At 61.0% G+C, this 13124-nt stretch carries 16 protein-coding genes; all 16 read right to left on the reverse strand.

The features are described from left to right. Positions 1 to 88 precede the first annotated feature (88 nt). A complete protein-coding gene (locus AOA60_RS34100; RefSeq protein WP_238704507.1) occupies positions 89 to 784 on the reverse strand; it encodes a phage tail assembly chaperone in 696 nt (231 codons plus the stop codon). A gap of 3 nt (positions 785 to 787) precedes the next feature. Beyond that, the gene (locus AOA60_RS30175; RefSeq protein WP_099587380.1) at positions 788 to 2773 is read right to left on the reverse strand and encodes a phage tail protein; all 1986 of its coding nucleotides are present in this window, start codon (positions 2771 to 2773) and stop codon (positions 788 to 790) included. Next, a complete protein-coding gene (locus tag AOA60_RS30180; protein ID WP_099587381.1) occupies positions 2770 to 3375 on the reverse strand; it encodes a phage tail protein I in 606 nt (201 codons plus the stop codon). The genes AOA60_RS30175 and AOA60_RS30180 overlap by 4 nt, the downstream gene beginning before the upstream one ends. After that, positions 3372 to 4259, reverse strand: coding sequence for a baseplate J/gp47 family protein (locus tag AOA60_RS30185; RefSeq protein ID WP_099587382.1), 888 nt, complete (start codon positions 4257 to 4259; stop codon positions 3372 to 3374). Before AOA60_RS30185 ends, AOA60_RS30180 begins: the two co-directional genes overlap by 4 nt. After that, the gene (locus AOA60_RS30190; protein ID WP_099587383.1) at positions 4256 to 4582 is read right to left on the reverse strand and encodes a GPW/gp25 family protein; all 327 of its coding nucleotides are present in this window, start codon (positions 4580 to 4582) and stop codon (positions 4256 to 4258) included. Before AOA60_RS30190 ends, AOA60_RS30185 begins: the two co-directional genes overlap by 4 nt. 5 nt (positions 4583 to 4587) lie before the next feature. Then, positions 4588 to 4785, reverse strand: a complete 198-nt coding sequence (locus AOA60_RS30195; protein ID WP_099587384.1) for a hypothetical protein — start codon at positions 4783 to 4785, stop codon at positions 4588 to 4590. A gap of 46 nt (positions 4786 to 4831) precedes the next feature. Next, on the reverse strand, positions 4832 to 5407 hold the full coding sequence (locus AOA60_RS30200) for a phage baseplate assembly protein V (RefSeq protein ID WP_099587385.1): 576 nt from the start codon (positions 5405 to 5407) through the stop codon (positions 4832 to 4834). Then, positions 5404 to 5922: a hypothetical protein gene (locus AOA60_RS30205; protein ID WP_099587386.1), complete on the reverse strand. Its 519-nt coding sequence runs from the start codon at positions 5920 to 5922 to the stop codon at positions 5404 to 5406. Before AOA60_RS30205 ends, AOA60_RS30200 begins: the two co-directional genes overlap by 4 nt. Then, entirely contained in the window at positions 5915 to 6571 is a 657-nt protein-coding gene (locus AOA60_RS30210) for a hypothetical protein (protein WP_099587387.1), read from the reverse strand. Before AOA60_RS30210 ends, AOA60_RS30205 begins: the two co-directional genes overlap by 8 nt. Further along, a complete protein-coding gene (locus tag AOA60_RS30215; protein ID WP_099587388.1) occupies positions 6568 to 6888 on the reverse strand; it encodes a hypothetical protein in 321 nt (106 codons plus the stop codon). Before AOA60_RS30215 ends, AOA60_RS30210 begins: the two co-directional genes overlap by 4 nt. Before the next feature lie 2 nt (positions 6889 to 6890). Continuing rightward, positions 6891 to 7886 carry a major capsid protein gene (locus tag AOA60_RS30220; RefSeq protein WP_099587389.1) on the reverse strand — a complete coding sequence of 332 codons (996 nt, stop codon included), beginning with the start codon at positions 7884 to 7886 and terminating at the stop codon, positions 6891 to 6893. Positions 7887 to 7948: 62 nt separating this feature from the next. Further along, the gene (locus AOA60_RS30225) at positions 7949 to 8287 is read right to left on the reverse strand and encodes a head decoration protein (protein ID WP_099587390.1); all 339 of its coding nucleotides are present in this window, start codon (positions 8285 to 8287) and stop codon (positions 7949 to 7951) included. Further along, entirely contained in the window at positions 8284 to 9414 is a 1131-nt protein-coding gene (locus AOA60_RS30230; RefSeq protein ID WP_099587391.1) for a head maturation protease, ClpP-related, read from the reverse strand. The genes AOA60_RS30225 and AOA60_RS30230 overlap by 4 nt, the downstream gene beginning before the upstream one ends. After that, positions 9411 to 10892, reverse strand: a complete 1482-nt coding sequence (locus AOA60_RS30235; protein ID WP_099587392.1) for a phage portal protein — start codon at positions 10890 to 10892, stop codon at positions 9411 to 9413. Before AOA60_RS30235 ends, AOA60_RS30230 begins: the two co-directional genes overlap by 4 nt. Continuing rightward, positions 10892 to 11098: a phage head-tail joining protein gene (locus tag AOA60_RS30240; RefSeq protein ID WP_034106735.1), complete on the reverse strand. Its 207-nt coding sequence runs from the start codon at positions 11096 to 11098 to the stop codon at positions 10892 to 10894. The genes AOA60_RS30235 and AOA60_RS30240 overlap by 1 nt, the downstream gene beginning before the upstream one ends. A 1-nt stretch (position 11099) precedes the next feature. Beyond that, positions 11100 to 13124 carry a phage terminase large subunit family protein gene (locus tag AOA60_RS30245; RefSeq protein WP_099587393.1) on the reverse strand — a complete coding sequence of 675 codons (2025 nt, stop codon included), beginning with the start codon at positions 13122 to 13124 and terminating at the stop codon, positions 11100 to 11102.

Here is a 13124-nt window from a genome sequence, read left to right on the forward strand (position 1 = left end):
CAGAAACGAGAAAGCCCCGCATAAGCGAGGCCGTGGGTTGGCAGTGATGCGCGTAACGGAAAAGAAAAGGCCCCGTCAGTGCGGGACGTTATTGGATCAACTGAGCCAGCCATGCAGGCTGTTCAGGCCTGTACTCAATTGCCGGGAAGTACTCCGACTCAGGCCAGTCGCGCAGATCCTGCCGGTAGCCCTGCAACTGCTTGTACTGCTCTGCCGTGAGGGCCGTAGGCCGCTCGGCCTCCACCTCATCACGGTGCCGCGAGATCAACGGATCTGTGAGCAGCAACACGCGGTCGCGGATTGCACGCTCGCGGTTTTTCTGTTCTTCCAGCGTAGGGCCAGGCGCTGGAACAGTGCTTGGCCGTCCGTTTTCGCCAGGCGCAAGCACTGAGCCACCCAGCGAAAGCACTCGGTAAATCTCGTCGTGCTCATCCTGCGTTACGTCGATAAGCTCGGACGCTGGTGGAAGCAAGCACGTAGGGTTAGGCACGGTAATGAGCGGAGGTGAAGCTCCCTCATCTGGAACCATAATCATTGGATGCGCTGCCTCAGGATCAGGAATCAAAATGGTTTTATATTCCGCTTGAGCAACCGTTTCCTCACCCTCTCCCTCAAGCTCAACCCAGGCCGGGTTGGGCACTGAAATACTTGGGCGAATCCACTCCGGGTCAGGAACAGCCACGGTAGGCCGCACCCACTCGGGGTCAGCCACCTGAATAGCCCGAGTATTGTGGAATACCTCATTGAAGAACGTATTATCTTTTGCGCTATAGAAAATTTTCATTTATTAGAATCCCCTGGCCTCTACCATTAAAACTAGTCCTGTTTGCACTACAGAGGCCCACTCCTCAACTCTCACAGTACACCCAGTTGCTGTAATCGCAGACACCGAAACACCCAGCGCCGACGCAGTACTAGCCGCTAGCTTTAGACTTGGCCTTACATTTAAACACTGGCCAGGAAACTGAAACGGCCATGTAACTGGAACTAAAGTAGTTCCAGGGGTATCGCCAACAACAACCTCAGCCCATTGAATAATCTCGCCGGTATCGGCGTTCTTACTCCAGCCGTTAGCAGCGAGCAGGGCTGTATCCTTGGGCTTTAACGGCTGGAGCATTACAAGCTCACCGGTTGTATCTTTTCGCATGTAAGGCAGGTTTTTATCACCACTCGCCAACCCCAATGCTGTTATCGAGTCGCGGAGCGGGTACTGCGATGTCCAAGCTTTCACGAATTCTGTATTAGCAATTCGCTTGCTATTATCGCCCGCGTCCTGAGTTGGAACAGTAGCCACCCCCGATACAGCCAACGAAGGAACAGTTAACAGGCCCTCATAGGAGTAAGTCATTGTAGGGCCGGTGGCGCTGTTGTCGGCGTTAACAGTTCTCCAGGTAAAACCGCCAGTTCCTGAGCTTCGGTTGCACACAGAATTGAAAGCATTAGTGAACTGCCCGTCAGCTCCGTATGAAACGTATGCGCCTGGATTGTTAATAGGCAAGGAGTTAGTAGTAATGCGCAGGCTGAAAAAACTAGGCGAGTAAGCCCCACCACTAACAGGCATTTTAGTTGCAGGGTCGAAGTTTCCGTCGTGATAAACAGTTCGATGTACAAATGACCCATCGGCAAGCACACGCCGGAAGCCAAAAATATCACCGCCACCCCCTACATGCCCGAAAATATCGAACGCGGCGAGAGATTCGCCGGGGTACTTCATATGCAAAAACAAGCCACCACTTGAGCTAGGCGGGCTATCGGTGGTCCCACTCGCATATACGCCAATCTGGTGCCTGGCAATGTCCGCGATTTTCCCAACAACACCAGTTTGAGGCGTTGAAAGGATAGCGTCAGTAATACCGGCACCCGCAAGCGTCGTGGGGTTCGTGCCTGCAATAACGCGACCGAGCTTATCCACGGTAAAGCTACGGTAGGTGCCCGCGACAACACCGGTGCGCCCTGCTACGACCTCAAAGATCAGAGCAGTGGTGCCCAAGACAATCGGCGCATCTGTCACGAGCTGCCAAACGCTATCACCGTTGGTAGTACCTTTCTCAACGGTGACGAACAGGCCCGGTGTCACCTCGGCACCGGCGTCAGCATCTTGAGCGCGCTTCCAGGCACCGGCTGCCGGCACAACGTAGATACCGTTGTTTTTCGCCTGAGTCTGGTCTTTCACCAGTACGCGGTCATCTGCGGCAAGCGCTACGCCGTCGACAGTCTGTAGGCCACTCAGGACGATGTTTGCCGTGGTGGCCACGAGCACCGAATGCTTGAAGTCCTGCTTGTTGAGCGCCTCAGCAATCGACAGGTCAACGTATTCGCGGGTCGCCAGCACAATCGAAGGATCGATCTTCAGAACAATGTTGCTGATGCTGGAAACAATGAAGTTCATCCGCACGATTTGCGTACGACCTGAGCCCTGGTCCAAAGCTGATTTATAGCTTGGCGCACAGTTGGCAACAGCAACCAAGTCACCGTCCGAATCGTACAACCCGATCTCCCGGACCCACCAACCACCCACGTCCGCCGGGATCACCTGCTCAGCAATGATCACCGCCGCGTTAACCGGATCAACGCGCAGTTGATTCAGCGGTGCACGTCGCTGCTCGTTGATCAGCTTGGTCTGTGTTGCGCTGGGCATAGGATCAGTGCCATTGGCATCCCCTACCCCGAGCTGGGTCAGGTTCCAGGGAATCCCTAAGGCATTGGCATTTGCCAACTTTGCGGCCCCCACGTTGGTGAGGATCGCCATAAATTGCGAGTTGCGATCAATCATGGGTAAACGTCCAGAGTGTCTATGCTGTGTTCGCGCCCGACCACACCGATGTACCCGGTGACGTCAATGTCACGCTGCACGGGTGGGTAGACGTCGATTACGTCGCCTTCGTAGAGGGCGACACCGATGTGTATGGCGCCTTGGGTTTCGAGGCTGATCGCCAGTCCGGTCAAGGGGCGGCTGACGGGCTTGGCGTCGTCGATCAGGCGCTCTAGCTCCAGGTACATCTCTTCGGTGATTCCGGTTTCCAGAACACCAACCTTCAAGGCGAAGGTGCCGGGAATACCTTTGGGCGTGGTCTGCCACCACTCCATCACCTCGATCAGGTAGCCGAGCGGCTCGACCACCCGACGCAGGGCGCCAATGGTTCCTTTGTGCGCGTGCACGTAAAACGCAGAACGGATGGCCGAGCGCTTGACGGCTTCGGACCATTTGTTGTCCCAGCGGTCGACCGACCAAGTCCAGGCCAGCCATGGCAGCAGAGGCGCCGGGCAGGTGTCCGGGTTGTACAGGGTGCGCAGTGGGATGGCGGTTTTCTCAGCCAACGCGGCCTCGATAGCGCGCTCCAACTGCGTACTGTTCAGCGGCAGCAAACTGGTCATGATGTGCCACCTAGAACGACGCTGTAGCCTGTGCAATATGCCGCCTGGGATTTGCTGGGCTTGAGGTCTTTCCAGTTCTTCAGTTCTACCCGACCGACGCCGCTGATGTGCAACTGGGCGTTGACGCCAGATTGAGCAACTTCCAATGCCAGGCGTTTGCGCGGGTTTATCCAGGCAGCAAGCCGCCGGGTCGCCTCGGCCAGGATGGCGTCGTTTTCCGGTCCAGCGCCCTGCATGTGCAGCACGGCATCCACTCGGTAATTCAGGATCTCGGCGCTCTGCACAATGAGGCGGTCACCCACCGGCCGGACGTCATCGTCGCTGAGCTTGGTATGCACCGCGTCAAGCAATGGCTGATCAGCCATACCGCTACCGCTAAGGCTTAGCACGGTCACTACCACGACAGCGGGTGATGGGCTTTCTGCCGTGGCATCGGCGACCAGCGCCGAAGCGTTGCGGGCATGGAAGATGTAGCTGTTACGGGGGCCTGCTGTAGTCAGTCCTTCGTAAACCAGTTGGATACGCTCGCGCAGAGCATCGTCAGACTCTTTAACTTCTTCGACCGGCGGAACCGCCAACAAGTTGGCCGGCTGTATCACCAGCCGTTGAAGTTTCACGTTGGCCGCGAGCTGATCCAGATCTTCCTTTTCGGCGTACGCCAGCATCAGCGCCTTGGCCGCGTCGTTGACCCGTGCACGATTTTGCATCTTGCCGTAGGCGCCCAGTTCGACGAGCTTGACCACCGGGTCGCTTTCCAGCGCGGCGGACCAGTTATCGCCCATGTACTCGCGAAAAGCAGCGAGGCCCTCTTCGTACAGCGCTTCGTAGTCCAGCGACTCCAGCACCTGCGGCGCCGGCAACGCTGATAAATCCACCGTGCTCATGCCGACACCTCCAACAGTAGGCTTTCGCCCAAGTACTCGCCTGTTAACTTGAAGTCGATACGGCCGCTGACGACGGCAACGACCTGCACCTGTTCCAGCTTGAGTCGCGACTCCCAGCGCCCCAGCGAGCGAGCCACCTCGGCCTGCACCGCACTCTTCCAACCGGCGTTAACCGGCAGGTCGACAAAGCGCCGGATCTGGCTGCCGTACTCAGGTCGCATCCTTCGACTGCCCACGGGCGTCCCAAGAATGTCCCCAATGGACTGCCGGAGATGGTCGAGACCGGACAGCGGTTTGCCGGTGTGGCGATCCATTCCGATCATCGGGATTACTCCTGCAGCAGTTCCATATCCGGGTGCGCCTCCAGCTGGGCGAATTGCTCATCGCTGCTGGCTGTCACACGCCCCTTGGCAACCGCTGCCGTACTGCCATCGGCGAAGACCAAGGTGCGCGAGGTGTAGAGCGTGTCGCGGAAAACTCGGCCAGGCCGTGCATCGTCCTGGCTGTCGGGTTTGTTCTTACTCATCAACGGATGCTCCTAAAACGAAAAACCCGCACAGGGCGGGTTGAAATCAGTGTTTGTGGTTCGGCGTGTTGCCGCCAACGTCGATGACCTGGCCGTCGCTATTGATGTTGCCGGTCGCGTGCAATGGCCCCTTGATCTGGGTTGCACCGTCGATAGTGACAGCGCCCACCAGGTTGATCGCGCCTGACACCAACCGCGTGCTGTCTGGCGTCATCTCCCACACAGACCCGCCGACCTTGACCGTCACGGTGCCGGCTGGCAGGTCGATGGTGTAGCTGTTGGCCTCCCAGTCGTAGACCAGGGAGCCCCCATCGTCGAAACGCCACACCTCGACGTGGTCGCGGTTGTCCGGCTGGGCACCTGCATTGCCGTACAAGCCGGGGATGAACGTACCCATCGCCGGCTCACCGCTTGGGCTGATCAACACGCCCTGCTCTTTCAGGCTCGGCACCCGCCAGTGGCGCGCCTTGCCTGCCGCCTGGCTGTGCCAGCGCACCCAGGCGCTGGTCCAGTCGCCCGACTGCACGCGCACCATGGCGGTGGTCAGATCGACCGCCACCACCACGCAGGGCATCACCGTCGAGGCGATCATCCGGTCATGCTGGGCACTGGCGTAGCTCATTGCAGATCCCCTGAATTGATCTGTCCAACGCCTGGCCCCAGGTCAATCACCAGCGAACCCGGCGGCTCATCCGGCCACGGCCATTCCTCGGCGCCCAGGTAAACCGTCTGGTCCCACTCCACCAGCCAAACGAAATAGCCGTCCAGCTCGGGCTTGGTCCAGTCCTGGGTGGAGCGCACGAACTCGGCGCAGTCGACTTCCAACCCCCAGCTCTGCCCCCTTAGAAGCACCGCCAGTTGAGAGGCCAATTGCACCGCCTGCCGTTGAGGATCCGCACTGATCGAATCGACGATGATCCGCGCCTCGAACTTGCAGGTGAGCGCGGTTTCACCCGTGCCGAGATCCTGCGCGGGCTCCATCTCGGCCATCTCCAGCAGCACCACGGGTGTGGGGAGGCTGGTGTCTGCCGACAAGTCCGGCCAGAACGAAACGCCCTGAAGGCCCGGCAACTGATCCTGCAGGTGCTGCTCGATGGCCTCATACAAACGGTCAAGGCTGAAAGGTTGATCAGACACGGGCGGTCCCCTTGAGGTACTTCTGTAGTTCAAAGTTGAGTTCTTGCTTGAGGATTTCCAGCAAGCGCTCATCGGCCTGTTTCACCCAGTTGTCGAAGTGCGGCCGCACCTGGTCCAGCGAGACCTTGGCTTTCGCCAGCGGGAAGCGGTTGTCGCTCTCCGCGATAAAGCCCGAGCTGCGCCGGCCCTGAGTGCTGTCGGGATAGTCCGAGGCGTTGAAGTGCTTGCTCGACGTGCGGATCCAGATGTCAGGACTGCTGCCATACACTTGCTTGAAGAACGCGCCCTGGTAACGCCGCCCCGCCACCGAGACGCCAGAGCGGGTTTGCCGAGCCTTGCCTACCCGGCTGGCCTCGATGGCGTTGACCCCGAACCACAACTTGCCGCGCATCGCCCCACCGCTGACCGGGTAGGCCCGCAGGCGTTGCCGGACGGCGCCGATAGCGATGCGTTCCTGCTTGCCCACGGCGCGGGCGATGTGGGTACGCAGCCAGCCCAGCGTCTTGTTGATCGCACGACGCTGTGCCGCTGCAGCAGCCTTGGGCACCAACTGGCCGAACTCGCGTAATGCCTGGGAATGTAATGCTGACGGCTGAATGTTGAGCATCCCGCTGTCGCGAGTCTGATGGACGTAGCTGCCGACACTCATGGACGCTTCCTCAAAATCAGGGCAACCAAGCCATCGCCACCGGGCTCCAGCTGCAGCAGGTCGTAGTCACCCCCGCCGTCAAGCGTGGGCAGATCAATGGTGACCCGCAGACCCTTGCTCAGACCGTCCGAGTCTTTCACGCGAACCTCAAAACGAGGCTCGCGCAATCCGGTGTGGACCTTGCCGAACTGCGGCGCTTTCCAGGGTGCCGCGAACATGCCAAGCACCGGTTCGGCGCGGCCTTCGATCTGGGCACTGTCGCCCAGGGTTTCGAACACCACATCGTCGATGTCGTCGATCAGATCGCGAAAGGCCACTGTCAGAGTTCCAGCAGGATCTGCGCCCGAGGTCGTGTGCACAGGTGCAGCGGGTTGGACTGGGCTTCACCGGCCACGCCCTTGCCGAACTGCATTGGCTCGATCTTGCTGTAGTACGGGATGCCTTGGGTATTTACCGTCTCCATGTAGTCGGCCGGCGCGAAGGACGAGATGTACAGATCCGGCACACCCTCGGGGATCAGCAGGGCCTTGTCGTCGTGGACGAACGCAACACCCGCCACTTTGCCGCGATAGCGCTCCCAGACGATCCCGCCGAACTCGAAGCTTTCACGGGCATCGCCACGCAGGGACGCGGCCTGCATGGTGTTGAGGTAGGTCTCCTTGACCGACTTGTGCACGATGAGCTTGTTCCAGAAGTTCTTGCCGCACATTGCGCGGGAGCCGCTGCTGGTGACGCTGCCCAGGGCTTCCTCTTGCATGTCCAACGCTTCGCCGCATTTGACCCGCAGCTCGGTGTCTGGACTGTTCAAACCCATCTGAAGCTTCTGGCGATTCACGCCGAAGGATTTATAAATGTCCAACAGGACCGTCTTGCCATCGGCGTCCAGTACCTGGCCGTTCAACGCGCCCATGCGCTGGAACTCGTGGGTGGCATCCAACTGGCGGCGCGCTTTCGCCAGGCGCTTGTTGACCACGTCCTGCACGGCCTGCAATTCGGTGCGCGTGCCGAAGGCGCGAATGCCCTGGATCTCGTCGGCCTTGATGGTGAAGCGTTCCGGCAGGTGCACGGTGTTGAACGGGATCAACTGACGCTTGGTCGCACCGACCACCAGACCGGAAGTGCCACGCTCACCCGCCGGCACCAGGGCCAGGGTGTCGCCATCCTTCTCGATCTGCACGGTCAGCGTGCTGATCCCCTCTTCACGGAACAAACCAAGGCTACTGATGCGGCCCGGCAGATATTCCTGGTCATTGATTGCAGCGGTCAACGAGGAGACGCTGAACGCGTCATCTTCAAAAATGGCGATCTCGGCCATGGGGTACTCTCCAGAAACGAAAAATCCCGCGCTCGGCGGGATGGATTAACAGGGTGAGCGTCTTAGCGGACGATTACGAAATGGGTCGCCAGGGCCTTCTCGGCGGCGGGGTCGAGGCCGGTAAGATGCGCTTCGCTGACCTCAGCCAAGCGCACGATGGCACGACCGCGACGCGGCACATCCGACTCGCCCAGCGGCCCGTAGAGGATCGCGATGGCGTTTTCGGTGCCGTCTTCGGCAGTTGGCTGGTACGGCGCAAACTCACCGGTGAGCGTGACCAAGCCCAGGATCTGGCCCGGTTCCAGCGCGGCACCGGCAGCGACGTTGATCGCTTCACGGGAAATATTGCCAGCGCCCTCGGACAGCAGGAACTCACCTGCGTGCATCGATTCAGTTTTCATGCTCTTGCTCCTTTCGAGTTACCGTTTTGTGCCGCCTGACGGGTGGCCCAGATTGATTGGCTGTCGACCTGCTTGGCCTTGACCGTGAGTGCCGGGTCGCTATCCAGCGGCAAGGCGTTGTTGATTTCAAAGCCACCACCACTGCTTACCAGCTTGTCGAAAAGACGCGCACGGACTGCGGCTTCGTCAAGGCCGGCAGCGATGAACTCGCCGGTCAGCTCAGGCAGGCGCGCCGCGACACACAGGCCGTGCAAGGCTTTGGCCTTGGTCAGCGCAGCCTGGACCACGGTTTCGCTTTCAAGCTTGGTCGCGGCGAGTATCGGATCCACCAGGTTGCTGATACCCGCCGCTGCACATCCTTGTGTGACCATCAGCGCCAGCTTGGCCGCGTCCAGCACTGGGGCCGTATCAGGCTCAGGCGGTTCTACTTCCGGCTCTTCGTCCAATTGAGCGAGCAGCTCAGGCGGGGCATGCTGGAAACGCTGTAGCACGCTGCCCTGGCCGAGACAGGCGCTGACCTTGAGGCCGTCGCCCACTTCATCGGCCAGGCCCAGCGCCACCGCTTCATTGGCCGTGAGCCAGGTTTCAGCGTTGACCATGCGCCGCAGCTCGGCGTCGTCAATGTCCGGCGCCTTGGCTTTGTAGGCCGCAATAATCGCTTCCAGAGTCTGGTCCAGCACGTCGGCCACACGGCGGAAGTCTTCAGCATCACCACTGGTGAAGGTGTAGGGGTTGTGGATCATCAGCATGGCGTTGGCCGCGATCACCACCCGGTGAGCGCCGCACACCGCAACACTGGCCGCGCTCGCCGCTAGGGCGTCAATGCGCCCCGTACAGCGCTCGCCCAGCCGTGACAGCGCGTTGTGGATCGCCAGACCGTCGAACAGATCACCGCCAATGCTGTTGAACGCGACGATCACCGATGACGTGCCGTCATCCATGGCACGCAGATCCTGCACAAATTGATTGGCGGTGACGCCCCAGGCGCCGATCTCGCCGTACACGAAGATCTCGATGTTGCGCTGCTCGGCTTCGCCGCTGGCCTGGAAGGTGTACCAACTCTTGTCGGCGACCTTGACCTGCTTGCCCGCCTTGTCATAAACGCGGGGCTTGGTTTTTTTGCTCATGGTTGTTCCTTTTCATCAAACGTCTCGATGGCATCAAGCGTCGTGTAGTTGAGGCCGAGATCCGTGGACCTGGCGAGGTCGGCAGCGTTTTCCGCGTCGATGGTTTCGGCGTCGTAGCCGTTGCGCAGACACATCTCACTGCGCGAACCAAAGCCCGCCTGCACTTCCATCCGCCGCGCCTGCACGTCCTGTACCGGCTGGATGTAGGCCCAGCCTTGCGGCACCCAGCGTGTGCGCAGGTATTCGCGGCGGCGTTGCGCGTAGTCCGGCAGCACCAGGGCGCCGGACAACACCGCCATGTCCATCCACGCGGCGCGCACTGGGCGACACAGCTGATGCACGTACACGCCGAATTGCAGTTGCTCCAGGCGCCGCCGAAACTCGTTGAGCACCACCCGCAGCGCCCGGTCGTTGACCTCGCGCATGTCGCCGGTAAGGATCTCGTAAGGCGTGCCCGAACCTGCCGCCGCAGCCATCAGTTGCTGACGCATGAAGTCCGGGTAGTTGTTGCCCGCGTCCGGTGGTTTGGAAAACTCCACCTCTTCACCTGGCCCCAGCTCCTGCATGGTGCCGGGCTCCAGGGCGACCATCGGCGTGAAACCGTCGCGGTCGGTGGTCAGCAACTGCCCCGTGACAGGATCGCGTGGTTGCTGACCACTGTCCGGGGCTGGCCGCTTGATGAAGCCGGCGAACAGGTTCGCCACTTCCTGGCGAAACAGCACCGCGTCGTCGTAGTTGTCCAGACTGCGCAGGCGCTTCAGGACGGGCGCCAAACGCGGTACACCGCGCAGTTGCCCCGGCTCCATCGGTTCAAAGATGTGCAGCACCTGCGCCGCTGGCACCCGCACCAACTGGTTGTAACCAGCGTTCAACGACGACGAGTCGCGTGGGTGCGACAAGTACATCCAATACGCCACACGCTTGCCAGCCGGGTTGAACTCGATACCGGCGCGGATCACGTTGCCGTTTTTGGCCGTTTCGAATTTGTCGTGAGGGACAAACTCAGGGGCCAGCGCCTGCAACTGCAGCGGCACCGCCAAACCTTCACTGGGGCTGCGCGGTCGCAACCGCACAAAGCACTCTCCGGCCGTTTCCACGGTGCGCGCCACCAGGGCCTGCATGCCGTAGAAGTCGGTCAGCTCATCGGCGTCCGCTTCATCCACCCAGTCATCCCACAGCTGCTGCTGGAGTTTGCGCAGATCTGCGTCTTCCGTCGTCGGCCTGGGCGTGATGCCCGTGCCGATCAGGTTGCTGACGCGCTTGTCGATGACGTTGAACGCATACGGGTCATTGCGCACCGCCGCCCGTGAACGTGCCCGCAGGTTACGCAGCGCCGGGGTGTTGATGCTGTTGATGCCGTTTTCGCTAGCCTCCCAACTGGCCGAACGTCGGCCCTCACCGGCGCCTTCGTAACTGGCCTTGATGTTCGACGGCAGCAAGAATCCATTACGGGTGAGCGTCGGATAATGTCGAGCCATTAGATGCCCTTGCCTCCGTGGGTAAGCCGGATCACGCGAGAGCGCGGGCCGGCGGCTTGGCTCAGCGACGTGCGGATCTCGTCACGGGCCTTGAGCAGTTCGTCGATAGAGCGGTACTCCACCGTGCGGTCGCTGTAACGCACGGTTTTTTCACCGCGTGCAATGGCGCGCTCGATGACTTCGAGGTGCTTCGGGGTAAACGACATATCAGCGTCTCTTCAGGTAACCGCTGGTGGAGCTGCGGCGTTGAGGGGGTGCAGCGGGTCGCGGTTGGGCGACAGGTGCAACTGGTGGCGGTGCGGGTAGCGCCTGACGTGCTGCAACAGGGGCCGGTGTTTCTTCAGCGTCAACGCGCTCGCCTTGCACGGGCTTTACGCCCAACACATCGTCGAACAAACCGGACTGCGCGAGGGCCTGTCGCACCCGCTCCCAGTCGTGTTCCTGGTAGCGGTTGATGCCGAGGTAATGCGCCATCGCCAGGCAGTACACCAGCAGGTCGAGCGCCTCGTTGCGCTCGGCCTTGCCCTTGACCCACTCGATACGCTTGTAGCCTTTGACGTACCGAGCGACCTTGCGCTCGGCCACGCACTGGTCGAAGAACTCGTCCGGCAGGTCGTTGGCAAAGTGCAGCGAGCCAGGGCCGTCCTCGAAGGCGTAGCGGTTGTAGATCCAGTCCTTCGCGGTGTCGGTACCGACAAACCACAGCTCGGCGCCGCCGCGTTCGGTCTGGCCCTTCCAGGTCACGTCAACCATGGACGGCCGCTGAGCAATCACTGGCTTGCCAGGCTTGCTCGCGCCCTTGATGGCGAAGATGTTGCGCCAGCGCCGTACCCGGCAGAACTGATAAACCTCATCGGTGTGATGACCGCCGGAGTCGACCCCCGTCGCCAGGATCGCCAAGCCGACTCCGCAAGGATGCCGGTAGCGAGCCTTGAGCTTCTCGTCCAACACCGCCCAGGTGCGCTCGTCGGCAGGATCGCCCCAGATCACCTGGTGGTCGACCACCCAGCGTTCCATGCCGACGCCGAAGCCCATCACCATCAGCTCCAGGCGGTTGGCCTGGACATCGACGGCGCCGGTCAGCATCAGCACGCCCACCGGCATGCTGCCGAGGGTGTAGGTCTCCAACCGTGCCCTGTCGACCAGCACTTTGGCCTTGGTCTGCTCTTGCGCGCTGTCCCAGACCTTGGCGAGACGGGTGTTGTAGAACACCTGCATCAGGCCCATGTCGCCCTTGGCCTGGGCCGTCTTGGCGTCTTCGAACTCCTCGGCCAGCGAGGGCCAGTCCTTCCAGCCAATCGGCGAGTACAGCGCGTTGAGGTGGAAGCCCACCGTCTTGCCATCGCCGCTGCCATGGGCACGCCATTCGCCACGGGCGAGCATGTCGGTCTTGTGGTGCTCCTCGATCAGGACGTCACAATCTGGCGCGGCGCACTGGTAGTGAACCGTTTTGTAGTCCTTGCTGTAGAGCAGCCCCTCCCATTCCAGCACCTGCATGTGCCCGCATGAAGGGCACGGCACATAGTAGTAACGTTGGTCGCTGGATTCGAACAGGTCCGCGATTCGCGAGGCGCCCTTGATCGTCGGCGAGCTGGAGAAGTAGATCTTGGCGTTGCGGCCGAAGTTGGTCGCCCGCGTTTCCGCCAGCACGATGGGGTCACCTTCCTGGCCGACATCGTTTTCCCAACGGTCGACCTCATCGCCGTAGATGTAGCGCGCCGACAGCTCCGACAAGTTGGCCGCAGAGCCGGCCGTGGTGACGTAAAGGGCGCCACCCTCGAACTCCTTGGTGTCCATGGTGTTGCGGGCATCCCGTGAGCGGCTGGCCGCTACACGCTTCGCCAGTTCCGGGGTGGCCTTGATCGTCTTGCTGATCCGCCCGGAGACACGCTTGGACAGGCTCAGGCTGGGCAACAGCGCCAAGATGTTGGACGGCGCCATGTGGATCAGGCCGCCCATCCAGTTCAAGGCGATCTGCGTTTTCATCAGCTGCGAAGCCACCATGGTGACTACGCGCCGACACGGGTGAGCCGGTGACAGGCAGCGCATCGGCTCGCGGGCATATGGCGTCCGCTCGGTGCGGTACTGGCCCGGTTCCGGCGCGCCAGTGTCTCGCGGGATGCGCATGTACTCATCGGCCCACTCGTCGATCCAGAGGTCTGGATCAGGACGCAGCCCACGGAAATACGCCTCACGGTACGCACGGTCACCGTCAGGAATTTCCGTGGTCAT

It is taken from the genome of Pseudomonas sp. 2822-17, assembly GCF_002742485.1.
GTDB lineage: Bacteria > Pseudomonadota > Gammaproteobacteria > Pseudomonadales > Pseudomonadaceae > Aquipseudomonas > Aquipseudomonas cyclaminis.